14 protein-coding genes and 2 pseudogenes are annotated in these 22,450 nt (G+C 66.1%); 7 read left to right on the forward strand and 9 right to left on the reverse strand.

Annotated features, from left to right (window positions below):
• From HBF32_RS00375 to HBF32_RS00385, 3 genes are read right to left on the reverse strand one after another with little or no spacing between them, the layout of a single operon-like run.
• Positions 1–771 (reverse strand): SDR family oxidoreductase, encoded by a 771-nt coding sequence (locus HBF32_RS00375; protein WP_166697667.1) that lies wholly within the window; start codon positions 769–771, stop codon positions 1–3.
• Positions 768–1,598, reverse strand: coding sequence for an amidohydrolase family protein (locus tag HBF32_RS00380; protein WP_166697668.1), 831 nt, complete (start codon positions 1,596–1,598; stop codon positions 768–770). The genes HBF32_RS00375 and HBF32_RS00380 overlap by 4 nt, the downstream gene beginning before the upstream one ends.
• Positions 1,595–2,620: an aldo/keto reductase gene (locus HBF32_RS00385; RefSeq protein ID WP_166700386.1), complete on the reverse strand. Its 1,026-nt coding sequence runs from the start codon at positions 2,618–2,620 to the stop codon at positions 1,595–1,597. The genes HBF32_RS00380 and HBF32_RS00385 overlap by 4 nt, the downstream gene beginning before the upstream one ends.
• Positions 2,621–2,968: 348 nt before the next feature.
• Here HBF32_RS00385 and HBF32_RS00390 point away from each other — a divergent pair, with 348 nt between their 5' ends.
• The 3 genes from HBF32_RS00390 to HBF32_RS00400 all read left to right on the forward strand — a co-directional run bounded on the left by HBF32_RS00390 (position 2,969) and on the right by HBF32_RS00400 (position 8,403).
• On the forward strand, positions 2,969–5,668 hold the full coding sequence (locus HBF32_RS00390; RefSeq protein ID WP_166697669.1) for a TonB-dependent receptor: 2,700 nt from the start codon (positions 2,969–2,971) through the stop codon (positions 5,666–5,668).
• Between the two features lie 69 nt (positions 5,669–5,737).
• On the forward strand, positions 5,738–7,354 hold the full coding sequence (locus HBF32_RS00395; RefSeq protein WP_193570307.1) for an alpha-L-fucosidase: 1,617 nt from the start codon (positions 5,738–5,740) through the stop codon (positions 7,352–7,354).
• Positions 7,351–8,403: a glycosyl hydrolase family 18 protein gene (locus tag HBF32_RS00400; protein WP_166697671.1), complete on the forward strand. Its 1,053-nt coding sequence runs from the start codon at positions 7,351–7,353 to the stop codon at positions 8,401–8,403. Before HBF32_RS00395 ends, HBF32_RS00400 begins: the two co-directional genes overlap by 4 nt.
• An 82-nt stretch (positions 8,404–8,485) precedes the next feature.
• Here HBF32_RS00400 and HBF32_RS00405 read toward each other — a convergent pair whose 3' ends face one another.
• From HBF32_RS00405 to HBF32_RS00435, 6 genes and pseudogenes are all read right to left on the reverse strand, one after another.
• Positions 8,486–9,856 (reverse strand): alpha-L-fucosidase, encoded by a 1,371-nt coding sequence (locus HBF32_RS00405; RefSeq protein WP_166697672.1) that lies wholly within the window; start codon positions 9,854–9,856, stop codon positions 8,486–8,488.
• A 28-nt stretch (positions 9,857–9,884) separates the two neighbouring features.
• Positions 9,885–11,720 carry a glycoside hydrolase family 35 protein gene (locus HBF32_RS00410; RefSeq protein WP_166697673.1) on the reverse strand — a complete coding sequence of 612 codons (1,836 nt, stop codon included), beginning with the start codon at positions 11,718–11,720 and terminating at the stop codon, positions 9,885–9,887.
• A gap of 47 nt (positions 11,721–11,767) precedes the next feature.
• Complete coding sequence (locus HBF32_RS00415) at positions 11,768–14,356, reverse strand: glycoside hydrolase family 3 protein (protein ID WP_166697674.1); 2,589 nt, start codon at positions 14,354–14,356, stop codon at positions 11,768–11,770.
• On the reverse strand, positions 14,353–16,689 hold the full coding sequence (locus HBF32_RS00420; protein ID WP_240147768.1) for a beta-N-acetylhexosaminidase: 2,337 nt from the start codon (positions 16,687–16,689) through the stop codon (positions 14,353–14,355). Before HBF32_RS00420 ends, HBF32_RS00415 begins: the two co-directional genes overlap by 4 nt.
• An 842-nt stretch (positions 16,690–17,531) precedes the next feature.
• Positions 17,532–18,635, reverse strand: a pseudogene (locus HBF32_RS00425) (transposase); the annotation flags it as partial.
• Positions 18,611–18,781, reverse strand: a pseudogene (locus tag HBF32_RS00435) (transposase); the annotation flags it as partial. The pseudogenes HBF32_RS00435 and HBF32_RS00425, both read right to left, overlap by 25 nt.
• Positions 18,782–18,947: 166 nt before the next feature.
• Here HBF32_RS00435 and HBF32_RS00440 point away from each other — a divergent pair.
• The 4 genes from HBF32_RS00440 to HBF32_RS00455 all read left to right on the forward strand — a co-directional run bounded on the left by HBF32_RS00440 (position 18,948) and on the right by HBF32_RS00455 (position 22,368).
• A complete protein-coding gene (locus HBF32_RS00440; protein ID WP_166697678.1) occupies positions 18,948–19,265 on the forward strand; it encodes an STAS domain-containing protein in 318 nt (105 codons plus the stop codon).
• Between the two features lie 10 nt (positions 19,266–19,275).
• The gene (locus HBF32_RS00445) at positions 19,276–19,638 is read left to right on the forward strand and encodes a response regulator (RefSeq protein ID WP_166697679.1); all 363 of its coding nucleotides are present in this window, start codon (positions 19,276–19,278) and stop codon (positions 19,636–19,638) included.
• Positions 19,639–19,676: 38 nt separating this feature from the next.
• Positions 19,677–21,644, forward strand: coding sequence for a chemotaxis protein CheA (locus tag HBF32_RS00450; RefSeq protein WP_166697680.1), 1,968 nt, complete (start codon positions 19,677–19,679; stop codon positions 21,642–21,644).
• Between the two features lie 208 nt (positions 21,645–21,852).
• A complete protein-coding gene (locus HBF32_RS00455) occupies positions 21,853–22,368 on the forward strand; it encodes a chemotaxis protein CheW (RefSeq protein ID WP_166697681.1) in 516 nt (171 codons plus the stop codon).
• Positions 22,369–22,450: the final 82 nt, after the last annotated feature.

Here is a 22,450-nt window from a genome sequence, read left to right on the forward strand (position 1 = left end):
TCAGTTCGACCAGCCGCCGTCCACGACGTGGACGGTGCCGGTGGTAAACGACGATTCCTCGGAGGCCAGATAGACGGCCAGCGCGGCGATTTCGCGCGGATCGCCGAGGCGGCCCATCGGCTGGCGCTCGGTGAATCCACGCCACACGGCTTCCTCGTCACCGCCCATGGCGCGCACGCGGTCGGCGAGCGACGGCGTTTTCACCGTGCCGGGACAGATGGCGTTGCAGCGCACGCCGCGCGCCACGACATCGGCGGCGATGGACCGGGTGAGACCGATCACCGCGGCCTTGGTGGCTCCGTAGGCGAAGCGGTTGGGCACGCCCTTGATGCTCGACGCCACCGAGGACATGTTCACGATGCTGCCGGTGCCGCGCTCCAGCATGCCGGGGAGCACCGCGCGGCAGGTATGGAACATGCTGTCCACGTTGATGGCGAAGGATCGGCGCCAGCTCGCCTCGTCCGTGTCGAGGATGGTGCCCGCATGCACGTATCCCGCGCAGTTGAAGAGGATGTCGACGACGCCGGCTTCCGCGACGAGGGCGGCGATCGCTTCGGGGTCGGTCACATCCAGCATGCGCGTCGTCACCGAAGGCTGTTCGGCGGCCAGCGAGGCGAGGCTGGCAGGGTCGATGTCGGTCGCCAGCACCGCCGCGCCTTCGGCGGCGAAGGCCAGCGCCGTGGCACGGCCGATACCTGCGCCGGCCGCGGTGACAAGGGCCCGCTTGCCTGCGAGACGGCCGCTCGCGCGCGGAACGGGTTGTGGCGTCATGAAGGAATCCTCGGAAGGGAATAGACGGAGCATGCGTTGCCGCCGAACACGGCGGCTTCCGCCGCGGGCGCGTGGCGAAGGACGAGGTCGCGTGCGCAGGTTTTCCACGCGCCGTAGCTGGCGTGCGTGGTGAGCACCGGCCAATCGCTGCCCCAGATCAGGCGGTTCGCGCCGAAGGTCTCGAACAGATGCGCGACATATGGCTCGAGGGTCGAGGCCTCCGCCCCGTTTCCGGTGAGCGTGAGCAGGCCGGAGAGCTTGCAGTACACATCGGGCATCTGCGCGAGCCGTGCGATCGATGTGGCCCATTCGGCGAAGCTGCCGCCGGCGATGTCCGGCTTCGCGGCATGGTCGATCACCGTGTGCAGCCCCGGGTGCCTGGCCAGGCGCTCGGAAAGCGCGCGCAGGTGACGCTCGTCGACCAGCGCATCGAAGACCAGTCCGCGGTCGCGTATATGTTCGAAGGCGATGTCGAGCGATGGCGACGCCAGCCATTGCGTATCCGGAATGTCCTGCACCATCGGGCGGATGCCGCACAGCAGGCCGCCACCGTCCGCGACGAGCCAGTCCAGGCGCGAAGCGACGTCGAGCGCTTGCATGTCGACCCACCCGACGACGCCGAGGACGCCCGGGTACCGGCGGGCCAGTTCGAAGAGGAAGCGCGTTTCGCGTTCGTCCGGCGCGGCCTGCACGAGGATGCATGGATCGGGGGCGCCCACGAGATCCTCGGGAAGAAAAGCGCGACGCAGCGCATGGGGCGCGGCGGCCAGCCAGTCGTACTTGAGCCGCGCAGGGTCCCAGTAGTGACGGTGGGCGTCGACGATCATGGCGTGGGCACCGTCGGATCGATCAGGCCTTCCTCCCGCAGCGCGGTCCAGGTGGCGGCAGGCACGGTCGCGCACCGGCGATGCATCGCCGCTTCCACCTCGGCCGTCGAGCGCAGTCCGCAAACCACGGCGGACACGGCGGGGTGGGCGAGTGGGAACTGCAAGGCGGCCGCGCCGACCTCCGCGCCGGTACGGCGGCAGACATCGTAGTAGCGCCGCGCGCGTGCGAGTACCTCGGCCGACGCGGGGGCGTAGTCGTAAGTGGAACCGGGACCATCCGCGCTACCCAGCAGCCCGGAGTTGTACGGCCCGGCGACGAGCACCGAGACGCCGTTCGCGGCCGCCCGCTCCATCACGGCCTTGCTCGCCCCCTGTTCGAACAGGGTGTAACGGCCCGCGAGCATGATGGCGTCGAGCGGAAAGCGCGGCATCACCTCGAGGCATATCGCTTCCTCGTTCACGCCGATGCCGATGGCGCCGACGAGGCCTTCGTCGCGCATGCGCGCCATCTCGGGCAATGCGTCGTCCAGCGCCTGAGTCAGTACCCGCGGATGACGGTCTCCGTGGGTGAGGGCACCGATGTCGTGCAGGAAGAGGATGTCGATGTATTCGACGCGCAGCCGGCGAAGGCTGGCTTCGAGGCTGCGTCGCACGCCGGCGCGGCTGTAATCGAAGCGGGCGGCGCGATCGTCCACGGCGAAGCCGTCGTCCCGGCCGCGATGGCCGGTGGCGTCCTCGACGATCCGGCCCACCTTCGTCGACAGCGTATAGCTCGCGCGCGGCAGGCGGGCCAGCGCATCGCCGATGCGCGTCTCGCTGAGGCCAAATCCGTAGTAGGGCGCCGTGTCGTAGTGGCGGATGCCGCGCTCCCATGCGAGCCGGATGGCGTTTTCCGCCTCGGCTCCGTGCACCGCGCTGTAGAGATTGCCGACCGGCGCGCCGCCGAACGCCAACGACGAGAGCGGGCCTGGCTTTCGCCCTTGCGGTGTGACTGGCAACTGGCCGGCATTCGGCGGCGACATCGAGGCTCCCCAGGCTGCGCCACACGTCGCGTGCGGCACTGAACAGATATGGATATTACGTTTATAGGTGAACTTGTCCAGCGTCAAGGCGAGGTTTTTCATCATGTTGCACCGCAGCTTGAAACGCTGAAAACATATCTGAATACTCAGTTCGCCAGTGAACGGGTGCCGGAAACGCGCACTCGAGCGGGGCGAGCCGGTCGGCGAGGGGTCGACCGCCGTCCCTGCACGGATCGCCAAAGTGCCCCGCGCCGCTGCCAACGGCGCGGTTTTCATACACGCCAAGCATGCGCCGCCCCGACGGGGTCGGGTGCGTGCATCCGGAACCAAGGTTTGGGGAGACCATTCATGACGATCAGCAAGACCTTGCTGTGCGCGAGCATCCTGTATGCGCTCGCCGCGGTGGCCCAGGCGCAGGACGCGGCGCCCGCCCAGGCGGACAAACCGAAGACGGCGCAGCAGAAGGCCGCCGAGAAGCAGGTCCAGGAACTGCAGGAGGTGACCGTCACCGGTTATCGCGGCAGTCTCGAGAAGGCCATCGACATCAAGCGCAACGCCAATGCCGTTGTCGACGCGATCAGCGCCACCGACATTGGCAAGTTTCCCGACACCAACGCCGCGGAGTCGCTGTCCCACCTGCCGGGCATCACCGTGGATCGCCAGTTCGGCGAGGGCGAGAAGATCAGCGTCAACGGCACCGACGCCGCGCTCAACCGCGTGCTGCTCAACGGCCAGACCATCGCCTCGGGCGACTGGGGCGGCAATCCCACCGATACCAGCGGCCGCACCTTCAACTACTCGCTGCTCTCTCCCGAGATCATCGGCCGCATGGAGGTCTACAAGTCGCCCGAGGCCCGCATCGACGAGGGCAGCATCGGCGGCACCGTCATCATCCACACGCGCAAGCCGCTGGACCTCCCGGCGAACACGCTGCGCGGCTCGCTCGGCTACAACTACAACGACCGCTCGAAGGAAGGAAATCCGCGTGGCTCCGCGCTGTGGAGCTGGAAGAACGCGGACAGCACGTTCGGCTTCCTGACCAGCGTCACCCACGACAAGGAAGACCTGTCCCGCGCCGGCATCGAATTCTTCGGATATACCACTGGCGCGAACATCACGGGCCATCCCAACGTCACGGGCGATCCGAACTACGCCAACGCAAAGATCCCGGTCGGCATCAACAGTGCGTACTTCCAGCAAGAGCGCGAGCGCAACGGCATCCAGTCGGCGTTGCAATGGCGCCCGGACGAGAAGAACGAGTTCAACCTGACCGGCCTGTACGTCAAGGGCAAATACAACAATTTCAGCGAGTCGCGCTATGTCTGTCCGGGCTGCGGCGACCTCAACAAGCTGACCGACATCAACGTCAACAACGGCTACATCACCTCGGGCACGGTGTCGTCCACCACTGGCAACGGGCAGCCCTATGCCGAACTGGACGCGAATTACCGGAAGACCGAGGTTTCCACCAAGAGCATCAACCTCCGCCACGACTTCAACGGCGATGCGTGGGTGTTCACGAGCCAGGTGGGCTATACCAGCGCCAGCGGCGGCAAGGACCCCGAATACCTCATGAAGTACCTGCTGAAGAACGGCGGGTACGACTTCGGTTACGACGGCCGCAACACCAGCGTGAACTACCAGAACGGCTCGGCCGCCAACTGGGGGCTGCCGGGTTCGCCGGCGGGTTCGCCCCCGGGCGACACGTCGCTGCCGGGCCAGAACCAGGCGGGCGGCATCTATTACGAAACCACGAAGGATCGCGAGCGCTACGCGCAGTTCGATGCGTCCCGCGACGTGGAGTGGGGCCCCATCAAGCAGGTGCAGATGGGCGTGAAGTACACCAACCACTTCAACGGCACGAATTCGCGCGGCAACCGAATCAACACCACCGATCCGGTGTCGCTGCTGGACTTCGATCCGGGCAGCACGCCGGGTGGCCTGTTCGACGGCCTGCACGCCGGCGGCGACCTCACCGATTGGCCGACGGCAAGCAAGGGTGCCGTGGTTTCCTACCTGAACGCGCAGCCGCAGGGCCCGTACACGCTGAATTACCCGTCGATGTTCGGCGTGGCGGAGGTCACGAAGGACGCCTATCTCCAGGTGAACTACGAGTCCGGCAAGTGGCGCGGGAACGTGGGCGTGCGCTACGTGGACACGAAGGACACGTCGACCTATTACGTGAGCAGCGACAACATCCCCGGCACCTATAACCGGACGACGACCACCACGCACTATTACAAGCCGCTGCCGACCTTCAACTTGGCCTACGATCTCGACGAGGACAAGGTGCTGCGCATGTCCGTCGCCAAGGTGATCGCGCGGCCGCGCTACGGCGACCTGGCCGGCGCCACCTCCCTCAGTGGCGCGAGCACGGGCAACTTCACGGCCAGCGCGGGCAACCCGGACCTGAAGCCTTACCAGTCCACCAACTTCGACGTCTCGGCGGAATGGTACTTCGCGCCGGCAAGCCTCTTGTCGCTCGAAGGTTTCGTCCGCAAGATCGACAGCTACATCGTCACCACCACGTCCGAGCGCTCGATCACCGATCCGACCACCGGCCAGACCAACCTCTACTCGGTCACTTCGCCGGTGAACGCGTCGAACGCCAAGGTCTCCGGTCTTTCGCTGATCTACCAGCAGGATCTCGGCCTGGGCTTCGGCATCCAGACGAATTACACCTACAGCAAGGCGACCACGCAGACCAATGCGGCCGGCGACAAGCTCAACCTGCCGTACCTGTCGAAGAACACCATCAACATCATCCCGTACTACGAGCATGGCCCATGGTCGGCACGCATCAACTACAGCCGCCGCTCGCCGTACTTCACCCAGGTGGGGCGCCTGAACTCGAACGTGTTCGCCGACGCATACAAGGAACTGGACCTCAGCGCCTCGTACCAGATCACGCCGTGGGCCGGCATCACCCTCAGCGCCACCAACCTGCTGGATTCGACGTACTACCAGTACGCCGACATCAAGTACGCTCCGATCGGCGAGTACAAGAGTGGCCGGACGTACTCGGTCACGATGAACTTCAAGCTTTAAGCGCGTTCCGGCGGCGGCCGCCTCCCTGACGGTCCCGCCGGTCTTTTGCCTGGACGAGGAATGTTACCGATGCTTCGACGACTGGCCTGTTTCGCGACGGCGGCACTGCTGGGCGGCGTCGTCCACGCCGGCCAGCCGACGGCACCTACCGCGGACAGCTTGTCGCCGGAGGCGCAGGATATGGCCTGGCAGAAGGCTGCAGCCAAGTTCGCGCCGGAGAGGAAGGCGATTCTCGACCACGTCCGTAAAGAGGCGGCCGACGGCCCCTTTCGCCCTGACTGGGCATCGTTGAAGGGATACCGTTCGCCGGCCTGGTACGACGAGGCGAAATTCGGCATCTTCATCCACTGGGGCGTTTATTCGGTGCCGGCCTTCGGCAGCGAGTGGTACTCGCGCAACATGTACCGGCAGGGCACGAAGGAGTTCGCCCATCACGTCGCGACCTACGGGCCGCAGTCCCGCTTCGGGTACAAGGACTTCGTGCCGATGTTCAAGGCCGAGCGCTTCGATGCCGACGCCTGGGCGGCACTGTTCCGCGAAGCGGGCGCCCGCTACGTGGTGCCGGTGGCCGAGCATCACGATGGCTTCGCCATGTACGACTCGAAGCTCTCGGACTGGACGGCGGTGAAGAAGGGGCCGAAGCGCGACGTCATCGGCCTGCTGGCGAAGGCGGTGCGGGGGCAGGGCATGCATTTCGGCGTGTCGTCGCATCGCGCCGAGCACGATTGGTTCTTCGACGGCGGACGGCACTTCGATTCGGACGTGAACGACCCGGCCAATGCGGAACTCTACGGACCGGCGGTCGATCACCTCAGCGTGCACGACGAGAACCTGGCCGACGACTGGACGTACGTTTCGCAGGCATGGCTGGACGACTGGCTGGCGCGCACGACCGAGCTGGTCGACGACTACCACCCCGACCTCATCTACTTCGACTGGTGGATCGGGCATCCCACGTTCCGCAACACCTTGCCGACCCTGCTGTCGTACTACTACAACGACGGCGCGAAGCGCGACGGCGTGGTGGTCAACTACAAGCTGGGCGACCTGCCCGAGGGCGCGGGCACGCTGGACATCGAGCGCGGCCAGCTCACCGGCATCCACGCCACCCACTGGCAGACCGATACCTCGATCAGCAACGACTCCTGGGGCTACGTCGAGCACGACACCTACAAGTCGCCCACGTTCATCATCCACTTGCTGGCGGACGTGGTCAGCAAGAACGGCAACCTGATGCTCAACATCGGGCCGAGGGCGGACGGCACGATCCCGCAGGGTGCCCAGGACACCTTGCGCAGCATCGGCCGCTGGCTGAAGACCAACGGCGAGGCGATCTACGGGAGCAAGCCGTGGCGCGTGTATGGCGAAGGTCCCACCGAAGTGGTGGGCGGCACGTTCCAGGACACCAAGACCAAGCCATATACCGCCAGGGATTTCCGTTTTACCACCGGTAACGGCAAGCTGTATGCGATCGAGCTGGGCTGGCCCGCGAAGGGTGCCGCCACCGTGCGCTCGATCAAGCCATCCGACAAGGTGAAACGCGTGGAACTGCTCGCCGACGGGAGCAACGTGCCGTTCACCCAGGACGCCGGCGGTCTGCACCTGCGCCTTTCCCCCCAACCCGTCGGCAGCGATGCGTACGTGTTTCGCATCACGCTCGCCGGCCCGATCGAGACTACCCCATGAAGCGTTGGTTGTTCGTGCTCGTCGCCTGCATCCTCTGGGTGCCGGCGGTCTTCGCCAAGGCGCCCGTCGCGCTGTTCTACATGATGAACACGCAGAAATCGATCGCCTCGCTCGAAGCCCATGTCGACAAGATCGACCTGCTCGTGCCCACCTGGTACGGCGTGGACGAACACGGCCTGGTGTCGGGCGGCCCGAACGACTATGTGCTGGACCTGGCGAAGAAGCACCGTCTTCCCGTGATGCCGATCATCTCGGCGGGAGGCGACCGGGCGAAGTTCCATGCGCTGCTCGGCGACGAGACGGCGAAGAAGCACATGATCGACTCGATGATCGACGAGGCGAAGGAGCACGGCTATACCGGGTTCCAGTTCGATTTCGAGAACATCGCCTGGACCGATCGCGACGCGCTCACGCTGTTGACGAAACAGACTTACGAGGCCCTGCACAAGCACGGTTTGCAGCTGACCATGGCCGTGGTACCGAACGCCCCCGGGCATGCCGGACAGGGCGCCTTCGGCAAGTGGATGTGGGAATACTGGCGCGGCGCGTACGACCTGAAGGCACTGGCCAAGGTGCTCGACCTGGTCTGCCTCATGACCTACGACCAGCATACGCGCTGGACCACGCCGGGCCCGGTCGCGGGTATGCCCTGGGTGATGGACCACCTGAAGTACGCGCTGAAGGCGGTGCCCAAGGAAAAGCTGTCGCTGGGCATCGGCCTGTACGGTTACCACTGGTTCGCGGGCAACCCTGTGGGGCCGGACGGCAAGGAGAATTCCAACATCTCGGCGGCGTACATCGACGCCGACGAGTCCTTCCCGCTGGCGAAGCAGTTCAACGTTACGATGCAGTGGGACCCGGTGGAGCACGAGTCATGGTTCTACTTTTACCGTGACCAGATGCGCGAGTGGGTGTTCCTTCCCGATGCGCATGCCTTCCGCGACCGCTACGACGTGACGAAACAGTACGGCCTGCAGGGATTCTGCGCCTGGGTGCTTGGCGCGGAAGATCCGAAGATCTGGGACGAGTTGCCGAACGCCGTGCGGTGAGGCGGGATTTTCCCGCCGCTATAGCGGCTCCTGCGGTGCATGCAGTTGTAGGAGCCGCTATAGCGGCGAGGGAACCCTGGCCTCAGTGCCCCACGTCGAACAGCTTGAACTCACGAATACGCGCCGTGCCCACCGACGACAGGATATTCAGGCGCACCTTGCGCGCCGTCACCGCCGGAAAGCGATCGATCTTCATGTGCCCGATCGCTTCCGCCCGGGCGACCGTTTTCCACGCGCGGCCATCCCACACCTGCACGGCATAGCCGCGCACGTTCTGCCCGTCGTCCAGCCGCTCCATGCTCATCGCATGGTCGAACGTCACGTCCCGGCCGAGATCGATCTCCAGCATGGCGTTGGCCGAGCCGGCCGGCGCAGACCAGAAGGTGGACGGATCGTTGTCGAGCGCCGCGGCGACGTTCTCGTCCGCCGGCGCGTGCTTCGCGGCGAGGTTGGCCTCGTCGCCATAGCGCGCCTTCAACGCCTTGCCGAACTCCGCGAGGCGTTTCACGTCCGCTTCCGGCAGCAGTCCGTGCCGATCCGGCGCGATGCCGAGCATCAGCTGTCCGCCCTTGCCGACACTGCTCTCCCAGTTATCCATGATCTCGTCCACGCTCTTCAGCGAGGTGGCGAAGTCGGGCTTGGAGCTGTAGAACCAATGGAGCTTGTGCAGCGGGGTATCCACCTCCAGCGGACGCCAGCGCAGCTGGCCATGGCGGTCGATGACGTTCCAGTTCTCGCCCTGCACCACGCCCTTCTCATTGCCCACCCAGCGGATGTCGCCGTAGTCGAAGAGGGCGACGTCGGCGAACACCATGGTGTTGGGCTGGTAAGTGCGGAGCGTCTCGATGTACTTCGCGAAGTCGTAGACGTGGCCGGCGCTGCCGGCGCCGTCCAGCCACCATTCCGTGAGCGGCCCGTAGTTCTGCACGAGCTCCTCCATCATCGACAGGTAGTACTTGTCGTAGGCGGCGCTGTCCTTATAGCGCGGGTCGTGCCGGTCCCACGGCGAGAGGTACACGCCGAAGCCGAGCCCGTTCTTCCTGGCCGCCTCGGACGCCATCTTCACGAGGTCGCCCTTGCCGCCCATCCACGGGCTGGCCTTCACCGAGTAGTCGGTCTGCCCGGTCGGCCATAGCGCGAAACCGTCGTGGTGCTTCGCCACCAGCACCATGTAGCGCACGCCGGCCGCCTTCACCGCACGGGCCCACTGGTCCGGATCGACCTTGTCCGGATTGAAAACCGAAGGCGGGGCGGTGCCGTCGCCCCATTCGCGGTCGAGGAAGGTGTTGGTGCCGAAATGCACGATCACCCCGAATTCGAGGTCCTGCCACGCGACCTGTTGCGGCGATGGCTTCACGTCGGCGAACGACTCGGCCTGCGTGACGACGGGCAGTGTCGCCAGCAGGGCGGTGGCGATGGCGATCTTCAGGCGGCGGAAGGCAGGTTGCGGCATCGATGGAAGTCCTTGGGGGGAGGGGTGTTCAGGGCGTCGACGCGGGGTCCGACCAGAGGCGCCGGTCGACGCCCTGCATTGCCGGCGCATCGCGCGTCTCGAAGTCGAACACCACCACGGTGTTCTTGCCGCGGTGGAACCACGGCGCCGGTGCATAGAGGTCGTGCTGCGGCCCGATCGACCAGATCCGGCCGAGGTTCACGCCATTGAGCCAGGCGGCGCCCTTGCCAAAGGCGCGCGTGTCGAGGAAGGTGTCGGCCGGCGTGTCCACAGCGACGATACCGCGGTGGAACGCCGGGCCTTCGACAGTCGCCGTGGTCCAGCCGCGCAATGCGCCCGTCGAGGTCATCGGCAGCGGGAATACCTGCCAGCCGTGCAGGACCCGCTGGCCCAGCATCACGGGATCGACGATGCCGGCACGGCCGTCCGCCATGTGCGGACCGTAGTTCACGCGGCCGGTGTTTTCCACGAGCACATCCAACGTATGCCCGCCGGGGCCGAATTCCACCTCGGTGGACACCTGCTTGAGCCGACGGTCCACGGTACCGCTGGGTCGACGATCGAGGTACACGGCGGCGTAGTCGCGCACGTCGCCCAGGTAAAGCGTGCCGCGGAACGGACCGCGCACTCTCGTGCGATAGAGGATGTAACCGTAGGCCTGGCCATACGCCTCCATCGGCTGCGGCTTGTCGGACGCACGCGGCGAAGGCAGGTTGTCCCACAACGAGGCGGATTCGTTCAGCACGAACGCTGGCAAGGTACGTACGGCCGTAGACGCCGGCACGGGAGGCGGCGTCCGCCCCGTGGCCTTCGCGATCGCGTCGCGGAACAGCGTGTACTTGGCCGTGGGACGGCCGGCCTCGTCCAGCGCCGCGTCGTAGTCGTAGCTGGTGGTCTGCGGCGCGTAGTGGTCGGAAGGATTGCCCTGGTAGTTCGCACCGTTCATGAAGCCGAAGCTGGTGCCGCCATGAACGAGGTAGACGTTCACCGAGTAGCCTTGCTGGAGCATCCAGGCGATCTCGTCGGCCTCGCGTTTCGCGTCGGTCTTCGCGTGCTTGCCGCCCCATTGGTCGAACCAGCCGGCCCAGTACTCGCCGGCCATGCGCGGCGCACGGGGGCGGAAGCGTTCGAGCAGATCGAAGCTTTTCTTCGCCTCGCCTGGCGCGAAGTCGATCACGGCGGTCACGCCCGGCAAGCTGCCGTTGGCGAGAAGATCGGGGCCGTCGTAGGTCAGCAGCAGGTCGTCGGCCAGGCCGGCGTTCTGCAATTCCTCGCGAATGGCCTCGAGGTAGTCCCTGTCGTTGTCGTACGAACCGTATTCGTTCTCGAGTTCGGTCGCGACGATCGGGCCGCCGCGGCTCGCCATCAGCGGTGCGAGTTCCCTGCCGAGGCGTTGCAGGTAACGGTCCGCCGCCGCGAGGAAGCGCGGATCGCGCGAGCGCACGCGCATGCCGGGCACCGCGAATAGCCACGCCGGATAACCGCCCGCGTCCCATTCGCCGCAGATATACGGCCCGGGACGCAAGATCACATTCAACCCTTCGGCCTGCGCCGCTCTCACGAACGCCGCCACGTCGTTGTTCCCGCCGAAATCGAACTGCCCCGGCTTCGGTTCCAGGAGGTTCCAGAACACGTAGGTGGTGATCGTGTTCAGTCCCATCGCCCGGGCCTTGCGCAGGCGGTCCGTCCAGTACGCACGCGGCACGCGCTGGAAGTGCATGTCGCCGGAAACGATCTGGTAGGGCTTGCCATCGCGCATGAAATGCGCGCCGGAGACGCTGATCGGCGAATTGGCGGACGTCGCCGGCGCCGCGAGCGCGGCGGCGACAGCGAGGGCCAGCGAAGCGAGGGCGGCGTGTCTCATGCGGTTTCCAGGGGGCTTCCATACGGAACGTCGTCGTCTTGAGACGCTCATCGCGGCAGTGCCTGCCGGCCGTCGATCGCAAAGTCGACGCGCTGCCCGGGCGCATCGCCCGGCTGCCCACCGCCGATGAACAGGCTGTAGTTGCCGGCAACCACGGCACGCTTACCGGAAGCGTCCACCGAGCTCAGCCGCCGCGGATCGAGGGGAAAGCTCACGGTGCGCGATTCGCCGGCGACGAGATGGACGCGTTGGATGCCGACGAGGTTGCGTACCGGTGCCAGCGTGTCCGTCGCCGGATAGCTCACATAGGCCTGCACGACTTCATCGCCCGCGCGGGGACCGCTGTTGCGAACCGTCACGCTCGCCGTCACCGTCTGTCCGGCATCCACCGTCTTGGCGGACACGCGTGCATCGGTGTAGGCGAAGCTTGTGTAACTCAGGCCGTGGCCGAAGGGATAGAGCGGCGTGCCCTTGAAATAACGATAGGTGCGTCCCTTCATCTGGTAGCTCGCGAACGGTGGCAGGTCGAGCACCGAGCGATAGAACGTGACCGGCAGGCGGCCTGCCGGGTTGTAATCGCCGGCGAGTATCTGGGCGATGGCGGTGCCGCCGTCCTCGCCCGGGTACCACGCGGCGACGATGGCGGAGGCGTGGGCCTGCGCCCAGTTGAGCGCCACGGCGCTGCCGGACATCAGCACCACGACCAGCGGCTTTCCGCCGGCAGTAGCCCTTTCGAGCAGGGCCTGTTGCGCGGCGGGCAGGCCGATGTCGGTACGGTCGCCGCCGTCGAAGCCGGGCACGTCGACATGCAGCTCCTCGCCCTCCACATCGGGAGAGAGGCCGACGAACGCCACGGCGATGTCGGCCGCCGCGACGGTGCGTTCGGCCTCCGCGAGCTGCGCCTCTGCGGGTGGCAGCCACTGCAGGCGGACGCCCTGGTCCTCGCCGCTGTGCACGTAGTCCAGGCGCAGGTCGTGTGCGCGCGCATCGTCGAAGTGCAGCGTGGCCTGGACGTCCTTGTCGTCGCCCTTGTCGTCGATCACCGGTTTGCCGTCGACGAAGAGACGCACCGGATCGTGGCCCGCGCAGTCGAAACAGCGCTCCACGTGTACCGCGAGCGTGTAGTCGCCGGGGCCGGGTGGAACCAGCGTACCGGTCCAGCGTACGGCATAGCGGCCGTCGGGCAATCCGGCGGGGGTGACGTGGTCCCAGTCGAAGTCGACGGTACGATCGACACGGGTGGCGAGAGGCTTTCCGTCGAAGCGGGTGTTGGCGAAGTAGCTTCCGGCAAGGCCGGTGCCCGCATCGCTGCCGTGGTCGGTGCGCAAGGCCGTTTCGGGTATCGGCACGGGCACGCCGCCCGCCACCGGCGAGCCCTGCGCATAGCTCACGCGCTCGGTGCCGAAGCGCGCGCGCAGGCCCAGCAAGGGCGTGACGGGCGCGCGTGGCGTGGCATGGTAGTTGGCTTCCAGCGTCTCGACCGTGTCCGCGTTCGGCCCGATCACGGCGATGCGCGGCGTGCCGCGCAGCGGCAGCGTGCCGTGTTCGTTCTTGAGCAACACCATCGATTCGAGCGCGGCACGCAGCGATAGCGCCGAATGCGCTTTCGTGTCCACCGGCTTCGGCTTCACGGCCGGGGCGCCGATCTCGCCGAGCCGGTAGCGCGCGGCGAAAAGACGGACCAGCGAGGTGTCCAGCACCGACTCGGCGACATCGCCGCGACGCAACGCCTCGGCCAGGTCGGCATAGGCGAAACCGCAATCCAGGTCGGTGCCCGCGGCGATGGCCGCGGCCGACGAACCCGCGTTGTCCGGGCGGTAATAGTGGAACTTCGTCATGTCGTCGATCGCATCGCAATCGGATACGACATAGCCCCGGAACCCCCAGTCCTTGCGCAGGATCCCGCCGAGCAACGCGGCGTCGGCACAGACCGGCGTACCGTGAAGCGCGTTATAGGCGCACATGACGGAACCCGCATGGCCTTCGGTCACGGCCGCACGGAAAGCGGGCAGGAACGTGGCCTCGAGGTCGTGCGGCGATACGTCGATGTCGAAGCCATGGCGTCCGGCCTCCGGGCCGCTGTGCACGGCGAAGTGCTTGGGCGTGGCGATGGCGCGCGGATGGGCGGGGTCCGGTCCCTGGATACCCTCGACGAAACCGACGGCGAGGCGGCCGGTGAGGTAAGGGTCCTCGCCATAGGTTTCCTGGCCGCGGCCCCAGCGTGGATCGCGGAAGATGTTCACGTTGGGCGACCAGATGGTCAGGCCCTCATAGCGGCCGTGGTCGCGGCCCGCGCCGATGGCGTCGAAACGGGCTCGCGCTTCCCTCGATACCGCGTCGCCGACCCGCCGGAGCAGGTCTGGATCCCATGTGGCCGCGAGGCCGATGGCCTGCGGGAACACCGTGGCGTAACCCGCGCGCGCCGCACCGTGCAAGCCCTCGTTCCACCATTCGTAAGCGGGAATGCCCAGGCGCGGAAGCGCTGGCGCGGCACTCTGCAACTGGGCCACCTTCTCCGCCAGGCTCATGCGTGCGACGAGGTCCGCCGCCCTCCGTTCCGGCGTGGCGGGCGTCGCGGCCGTGGCGCTCCCCACAAGGGCGATGGCAAGGGGAAGAAGGAAGTACCGGTACGTCATCGTGTCTTCTTTGCGGCCGAATCGAGGAGCTGCACTTTGCCGAGACCGTAAAGCGGACCGTCGATCGGCGCGGTCACGCGAAGGCAGAGATCGTGCTCGCCGCCGGTGCGGGGCAGGGCGCCGTCGAGGGCGAATCGCTCGCCCAGCGCCTTGCCGGGCGGCAGCGCCAGGCTGGCGAGCAGCGGACCGGTGCAGGTGTCCTGGTGCACTTCCAGCTCGCCGTACGCCGTCTTCTTTGGATAGGACACCACTTTGGACTGGTCGTGGGCCAGGCCGTAATTGCGTGCGAGCCGCGCCATGTCGACTTGGATACCGGCGATGCCGTCCAGCGGCGCCTTCGGATAGAGCCAGCAGGAATGGAAGAGGTCCACGTCGTACACCGGCGTGTCCATCGCGCCAAGGTCGGGCAGCAACGGCATGCGCAGGCCAAGACCGCCGTCCGGGCACTTGGTGAATTCGCCGTTGGCGCGGGTGAGCAGGTTGGCGCGGTCGATCGTGCGGGAACGCACGGCGGCGAGCGGCGTGCCGTCCGGCGCGAAGGTCGTTGCCCGCACTGTCGCGGGCAGGGTTACCTTGAACGCGGCGGTATACGCGGTCGCATTCGCGCCGGGCGCACTGCCGTCGGTCGTGTAACGCAGCGTGCCGAAGTTCGTCTGGTTGTCGATCCTCACGGTGGCCGTGCCTGACTTGAGGATCGCCGACACCGCCTCGTCCACGTGAATGGCCGGCGCGAAGGCTGTGTCCGATGCGGCGATGCCCAAGGCCGCATAGCGCCGGAACTGCGCAGGCAGGCGCTGCAGGAAGCCGTTCCAGTTGCGCGCTTCCTTAGGCGACCACGCGATCTCGGACATGGCGTCCACGCGCGGAAAGAGCGCATGCTGCACGTGTGCGGGCGAGGGGATGAACTCGGCCCATAGCGTCGCTTCGGTACCGAGCACATGGCCGGCCTGTTCGGGCGTCAGCGAGGCGTCCACCGGCTCGAAACCATAGACACGCTCCAGCGCCAGCACGGACAGCCGCCCATTGGGCTCGTCCGCGCGATCGCTTTGCAGGTTGTCGAAGTACATCCAGCCGGCCGGGGCGAGCACGACGTCGTGATCCTTCTTCGCGGCGTCGATGGCGCCCTGGACGCCGCGCCAGGACATCACGGATGCCGTGCGGGGGAGACCGCCCTCGAGGATCTCATCCCAGCCGATGAGGCGCCGGCCATGCTTGCCGAGGTAATCGCCGAGGCGGTCGGTGAACCAACTCTGCAACGCGTTCTCGTCGGCGATGCCCAGCGATTTCATCTTCGCCTGCACTGCCGGCGAGTTCTTCCACTGGTCCTTCACCGCCTCGTCGCCGCCGAGGTGGATGTATGTGGACGGGAACAGGGCCATCACCTCGTCGAGCACGTTCTCGATGAAGGCGAAGCTCTTGTCGTCCACGTTGTAGAGGTAGGGATTGACGCCCCAGTCCACCGAGACCTTCGGGCGGTCGCCCGTCACGCCGACGATCTCGGGATAGGCGGCCACCGCGGCCTGGGCGTGGCCCGGCATGTCGAGTTCGGGCACCACCGTGATGTGCCGCATGGCGGCATAGGCCACGACCTCGCGGATCTGCGCCTGCGTATAGAAGCCGCCGTAGCGCTGCGGCTCGCCGTGCGTGTCCGCGCCGGGAGGGGTCCGCCAGCCGCCCACGCCGGTGAGCTTGGGATAGCGCTTGATCTCGATGCGCCAACCCTGGTCGTCGGTGAGGTGCCAATGGAAGACGTTGAGCTTGTGCTCGGCCATCGTGTCGAGTACGTGCTTCACCGTCGCCACGTCGCGGAAGTGTCGCGCCACGTCGAGCATCAGACCTCGCCATGCGAAGCGCGGCCAGTCGCGGATGGCGACGTCGTGGATGCGGGTGGCACCCCGTTTTCCGTCCGCGGTCGCCAGCTGCCATAGCGTGACCGCGCCGTAGAACAGGCCGGCGTCGTCGCGTGACGATACCTGCACGCCCTTGTCGTCGACATCCAGCGTGTAGCCCTCGGCCTTGTCGACCGCCGCGCCGGTGTCGGTGCGGAAAACGATCGCGTGGCCGGCCACCTTGGTCGACGGCATCACGGCGAGGCTCAGGCCACGGCTGCGACGGAGTTCCGACGCCAGATAGTCCGCCGCGGCCTTCGCGCCCTTGTCGCCGGGCGGATATGCGATCGCCGTGTGCGCATCGATCGCCAGCGAACCCGACATCGGCCTCACTTCCGCGGGTAGAGGTATCAATGGCACCGCGCTTTCGGCATGCACGGCCACCGTGCCCGCGAGGAACGAGATACCTTGCAGGCACAGGCCCACGAGCAGGCTACGCTTCATCGAAACTCCCATCACTGGAACGTGTACCGCGGATCGCATCGCGCGGGGACGAACGCGTCTCATCGAGCGCTAAAGCGGGTCGAGTCTTTCCCACGTATGACAGTGTGTCAATATGAATACGACGTTTACTGGTGAAATTGAGTAAAGATCATAGTTGATTCCGCCTGATTTCGTCATCTGGATGTCGCTCTAAGGTTGCGCAACTTCCTGCCGATGACGTGCCTGAAGAGTCGGGCCGCGGCACTCGAGATGGAAGCGCATTGAAATTGAAGCTCCCCCTTTTGAATCATTGAGCTAGCGATGAATAGACCTACCCTGCAGGCAATACAAGATCGCTTATATGTACTCTGCTTTGACGACTACTCGGCGGAGACATTTACGAGCGGGCTTGTGCCCGGAGCCGACACTTCCGTCAGATGGCAGGCGGCGGTCGATACTTTGTATCGATTGGCTGTTTGTGGGCTCATCTGGTCTCCTTCGCTCCCAGATTGTCAGGGCGAAGGAGAAGGGCTGGTTGCATACATTGATGAGCTTTCCAAGGTTGACCCATTCCCTCCCGGGGACTTAGCGGATGCATGGTTGGGCCTGGACGTACTAGCGACGAAACTCTCTACAGACCTAATGAGTAAATATGGCGTTATGGAAAGCAAGGGCGCTCCGAATGAGGCTTTGGGTCGTGCGCTCCAGTCAATATTTTCGGACCACGGTGTTTCATACGAGATCTACCCCGTGAAGGGCATAACATTAGCGGCAGATCTTCGCCTTTAAGCGGTCAGGCCCGCGTCGGGTCTTGGCATGATCTGGAATGGCCCCCTGATATCGAGGACACCGCGACACGCTTAAGGTGATGAACCCACACGACGCCTGAACTCCCGAGGCGAACGATAGTTCAGGGCGCTGTGAGGATGGTGCTCGTTGTAGTGCTCGAAGACTTCTTCCAGATGCCGCATGGCAGTCGGGGCATCGGGCTTGGGCATGTGTGCGATGTAATCGCGCTTTAGCGTTCTGACGAACGACCCGGCCATGCCGTTGCTCTGCGGAGAGCATACCGGCGTGGTCAACGGATCGAGTTCGATCTGGCGTGCAAACGCCCGTGTCTGGTGAGCGATGTAGAGCGAGCCATTGTCGGTCAGCCGCTCGATGGGGCGATCGGGCAGCGTTGCCCCGAAGCGCTTCTCCACCGCCGCCAGCATGACATCGCGCATGATGTCGCCCGTTTGACCGCCCGTCGTCGCCGCCCAGCTCAAGGCCTCCCGGTCGCAGCAATCCAGGGCAAAGGTGCCGCGTACCGATTCGCCCTTATCGCAGCGAAACTCGAAGCCGTTCGAGCACCATCGCTGATTGCTGGTATCGACGGCGACTCGCCCTTCGTGGCGACGCGACCGCCGAGGCCAGGCAGAGGAACGAACCAGCATCAGCCCGTGTGTGCGCATGATGCGATACACGCGCTTACGATTCACCGGCAAGGCATCACGTGCCTCGCGGTCGCGGCGTAGCAGCGCCCACGCCCGCCGATAACCGTAACTGGGCAAATGGGCAACGGCCTGACGAATCTCCTGAACCAGGTCAGGATCGCCTGGGGGAGCGGACACCGACCGGTGCCTTCACTGCCGCCGTGCGCGACACACCGCGGACGTCACAAACCCGCTTCATGGGCCGTCCTCTGGCAGCAAGGGTGCGTGCGCAATCCATTTTTTTGACCGGCCGTACTCCACCGCTTCGCGGAGAATCTCGTTCTCCATGGTCTTCTTGCCCAGCAGGCGTTGCAGGGCCTGAATCTCCTTCAGCGCCGCGGCGAACTGCGACGCCGGCACCACATCCTCGTCCGCCTGAACCGCTGTCAGGCTGCCATCCTGATACAGCTTGCGCCACCGGAACAGCTGGTTGGCGTTCACTCCGTGCTGGCGGGCCACCAGCGATACCGTCTTCCCAGGCTCGTACACTTCAGAGCCTCGATGTCCAGATGGGCCTCTGCGAGCAGACGCTTAAGCCGACCGTTCTCGGACTCCAACTCCTTCAGTCGCTTGGCGTCCTCAGCCTCCATGCCGCCGTACTTGGCTCGCCAGGCGTAGAAGCTCGCGGGGCTGAAGCCAGCCAAACTGCTACTGTAAAATGCATCGTCGATCCGCTACACGCTCACGACAGCCGTCGATCGGGGAAGGCTAACCCACACCCCTAAAGCTTTCCCCCACCAAGCCGATAAGCCCATCGAACGACCCCCCGGGCGATGTGCGCCAAGGGTCCCAACGGTACGGACGATGGCGAAGAAATCTCCCAAAGACGCCCCCCGCGCCCCGCTGGCGCTGGATGCCGACCTGCGCATCGGCGCGGCGCCCGCGCTTCGCGATAGGCTGCTGGGTGTCCTGGCGGCCGGCGAGCCCATCGAACTCGATGGCGCGGTCGTGGCCCAGGTCGATACGGCGGCCCTGCAGGTCCTCGCGGCGTTTTCCCGCGATGCCCGCGCGGCGGGCCTTCCGGTCGCCTGGTCCGGTGTCAGCGACCCTCTCCGACGCGGCGTGTCCGTGCTGGGCCTCCATGCTTTGATCGAACTGCCGGCCGACGCCGGCGTGAACTGAAGGTGCTCCGATGGCGAAGATTCTTGCGGTAGACGACTCGGCCTCCATGCGCAGCATGGTGGCCTTCACCCTGCGTGGCGCGGGCCATGACGTGGACGAGGCCGACAACGGCCAGGCCGCGCTGGATACGGCGCGCGGCACGAAGTTCGACCTGGTCCTGGCCGACGTGAACATGCCGGTGATGGACGGTATTTCCATGGTCCGCGAGATGCGCACGATGGCCGGCTACAGCGGCGTGCCCATCCTCATGCTCACCACCGAGTCGAACCCGGAAAAGAAGATGGAAGGCAAGGCCGCCGGCGCCACCGGCTGGCTGGTGAAGCCGTTCGACCCCGACCAGCTGCTGGCCACTGTGGCCCGCGTGCTCGGTTAATCCGTTCCAAGACGTTCCGGCAATCCAGGATCCACCCCATGTCCAAAGTCGATCTGGCGCAATTCCACAAGGCGTTCCACGAGGAAAGCCTCGATGGCCTCGACGCCATGGAGCAGGCGCTCCTCGCCCTGGACGAGGGTGCCGACGACCCGGAACTGATCAACGTCGTGTTCCGTGCCGCCCACTCGATCAAGGGCGGCGCGGCCACGTTCGGTTTCACCGACGTGGCGGCCTTCACCCACGTGGCCGAGAACCTGATGGAGGAGGTCCGCAGCGGCCGCCGTCCGATGGAGAAGGCCGTGGTGGAGCTGCTGCTCCGCTCGGGCGACACCGTGCGCGACATGCTGGCCCTGTCGATGGCCGGCAAGTCGGCGGCGACGGCCGACAGCCAGGTCCTGCTGGCCGAGCTGTCGGCGATGGTGTCCGGCGGCACGGCCGCTGCCCCGGCGGCGGCGAAGGTCGCCGCGCCGGCCGAGGCCATCGAGGGCTGGGACATCGCGTTCCGCCCGTTCGATTACCTGCTGAAGACCGGCAACGATCCGGCGCGCATGTTCCGCGAACTCGGCGCCCTGGGTCCGCTGCGCGTCGAATGCGACGCCGGCAAGCTTCCCGCGCTGGCCGACATGGACGCCTCCTCGTCCTATCTCGGCTGGACGCTCCACCTCGACGCCGGCGCCAAGCGCGCTGCCGTCGAAGGTGTGTTCGACTGGGTGGACGGCGATTGCGACCTCAGCCTGACGCCGCGTGTCGCCGCGCCGGTACCGGTCGCCGCCGCTCCGACGGCCCCGTCCGCGCCGCGTGCCGTGCGCGACGTGACCGCGAACAGCGAATCCAGTTCCGTCCGCGTCGGCATCGAGAAGATCGATACCTTGATCAACCTCGTGGGCGAACTGGTCATCACCCAATCGATGCTCAGCCAGTTCCACGACGGCGTGGATGCGTCGCAGTTGGAAATGCTGCGCCACGGGCTCGCCCAACTGAGCCGCCATACGCGCGAGCTGCAGGAAAGCGTCATGAGCATCCGCATGCTGCCCATCAGCACGGTGTTCAACCGTTTTCCGCGCCTGGTCCGCGACCTGGCGCAGAAGCTGGACAAAAAGGTGGTGCTCGACCTGCGCGGAGAGACCACCGAACTCGACAAGACCGTGCTTGAGAAGATCGGCGATCCGCTGGTCCACCTTGTGCGCAATGCCATCGACCATGGCCTGGAAGGTCCGGCCAGGCGCCTCGCCGCCGGCAAATCGGACACGGGCACGCTGCGCATGGAGGCCTTCCACCGCGGCGGTTCCATCGTGGTCGAAGTGGCCGACGACGGTGCGGGCCTGAACCGCGACGCCATCGTGGCGAAGGCCGTGCAGCGCGGCATCATCACGTCGGGCGACGGCATGTCCGACGAGGCGGTGGCCGAACTGATCTTCGAGGCCGGGTTCTCCACGGCCGCCGCCACCACCGACCTTTCGGGCCGTGGCGTGGGCATGGACGTGGTGCGCCGTAACGTCATGGACCTCGGCGGCACGGTCGGCATCCGCAGCACCCAGGGCAGCGGCACCACCTTCACGATCACGCTGCCGCTCACGCTCGCGATCATCGACGGCCTCACGGCCGCGGTGGGCGAGGAGACCTACATCGTGCCGCTGGTGTCCATCGTGGAATCGGTGCAGGTGAAACCGGATGCCATCCGCAGCGTGGCCGGCGGCGGCGAGCTGTTCCGCTTCCGCGACCATTGGCTGCCGATCGTCCGCTTGTTCGACGTGTTCGGCTGTGATGGCCGCCGCCTGGCGATCGACGAGGGCATCGTGATCGTCGTGGAAGGCGAGGGCACCCGCATCGGCCTGTTCGTGGACGAACTGATCGGCCAGCAGCAGGCGGTGGTGAAGTCGCTGGAAGCCAACTACCGCCGTGTGGCGGGGATTTCCGGAGCGACCATCCTGGCCGACGGCTCGGTGGCGCTGATTGCGGATGTGACCGGCCTTGTCCGGATGCAGGGCCGGAAGAAGGCGGCCTGATCCCGCCTGGGCTTCAGCGATGCCCTACCTGTAGGAGCCGCTATGGCGGCGAGGAGATCTCGCGACACCGCGGCAGAGTGCTCTCGCCGCTATAGCGGCTCCTACAACGGCTCCAGGCCGGACATTCCCCCTCAAGTTCCAACGGCCGCGGCCGATACCCCTTGGGAAGGGGTCCCGAACCGCCGATCCGATCCGCCGTGGGAACGACATGAACGAGCAAGCCAGCACCGCCAGCGCCGCGTCCGACGAGGCCGCGCAGTACCTCACCGTCAACCTCGGGAACGAGGAATACGGCGTCGACATCCTCGCCGTCCGTGAAATCCGTGGCTGGACACCGGTCACCCGCATTCCGCAGGCGCCGTCCTACGTCCTCGGCGTGCTGAACCTCCGTGGTGCCATCGTTCCTGTGCTGGACCTGCGTCTCCGCTTCGGCCTCGCCCGCGAGGAATACACGGCCACTACCGTCTGCGTGATCGTGATGGTCGCCGGCCGGCAGTTCGGCGTGGTGGTGGATGCGGTGTCCGACGTCGTCGACGTCGCCCCGGGTGCCGTTCGTCCGGTGCCGGATATGGGCACCACCGTCGATACCGAATACCTGAAGGGCCTGACTTCCGTCGGCGAGCGCATGGTGCTGCTCCTCGACGTGGATCGCCTGCTCCAGCCGCAGGATGCCCAGATGCTCGAGGCGGCCCTCGCCTCGCCGGAAGTGAAAGCCGTCGCCTGAGCGTACGAACGCCGGGAGGCCGCAAGGCCTGCCCGCCGTGATGCCTGGTTTGCCCTTGCCGCACCTTGCCGATTGGAACCGC

Origin of the sequence: Luteibacter yeojuensis, assembly GCF_011742875.1 — a bacterium.
In the GTDB taxonomy this organism is placed as follows: domain Bacteria; phylum Pseudomonadota; class Gammaproteobacteria; order Xanthomonadales; family Rhodanobacteraceae; genus Luteibacter; species Luteibacter yeojuensis.

Excerpts from the sequence above, each read along its gene's own strand:
- HBF32_RS00455 (WP_166697681.1), top strand. The coding sequence starts at position 21,853 with ATGAACGAGCAAGCCAGCACCGCCAGCGCCGCGTCCGACGAGGCCGCG.
- HBF32_RS00445 (WP_166697679.1), top strand. The coding sequence starts at position 19,276 with ATGGCGAAGATTCTTGCGGTAGACGACTCGGCCTCCATGCGCAGCATG.
- HBF32_RS00390 (WP_166697669.1), top strand. The coding sequence starts at position 2,969 with ATGACGATCAGCAAGACCTTGCTGTGCGCGAGCATCCTGTATGCGCTC.
- HBF32_RS00380 (WP_166697668.1), bottom strand. The coding sequence starts at position 1,598 with ATGATCGTCGACGCCCACCGTCACTACTGGGACCCTGCGCGGCTCAAG.
- HBF32_RS00400 (WP_166697671.1), top strand. The coding sequence starts at position 7,351 with ATGAAGCGTTGGTTGTTCGTGCTCGTCGCCTGCATCCTCTGGGTGCCG.
- HBF32_RS00395 (WP_193570307.1), top strand. The coding sequence starts at position 5,738 with ATGCTTCGACGACTGGCCTGTTTCGCGACGGCGGCACTGCTGGGCGGC.
- HBF32_RS00375 (WP_166697667.1), bottom strand. The coding sequence starts at position 771 with ATGACGCCACAACCCGTTCCGCGCGCGAGCGGCCGTCTCGCAGGCAAG.
- HBF32_RS00440 (WP_166697678.1), top strand. The coding sequence starts at position 18,948 with ATGGCGAAGAAATCTCCCAAAGACGCCCCCCGCGCCCCGCTGGCGCTG.
- HBF32_RS00415 (WP_166697674.1), bottom strand. The coding sequence starts at position 14,356 with ATGACGTACCGGTACTTCCTTCTTCCCCTTGCCATCGCCCTTGTGGGG.
- HBF32_RS00385 (WP_166700386.1), bottom strand. The coding sequence starts at position 2,620 with ATGTCGCCGCCGAATGCCGGCCAGTTGCCAGTCACACCGCAAGGGCGA.
- HBF32_RS00420 (WP_240147768.1), bottom strand. The coding sequence starts at position 16,689 with ATGAAGCGTAGCCTGCTCGTGGGCCTGTGCCTGCAAGGTATCTCGTTC.
- HBF32_RS00450 (WP_166697680.1), top strand. The coding sequence starts at position 19,677 with ATGTCCAAAGTCGATCTGGCGCAATTCCACAAGGCGTTCCACGAGGAA.
- HBF32_RS00405 (WP_166697672.1), bottom strand. The coding sequence starts at position 9,856 with ATGCCGCAACCTGCCTTCCGCCGCCTGAAGATCGCCATCGCCACCGCC.
- HBF32_RS00410 (WP_166697673.1), bottom strand. The coding sequence starts at position 11,720 with ATGAGACACGCCGCCCTCGCTTCGCTGGCCCTCGCTGTCGCCGCCGCG.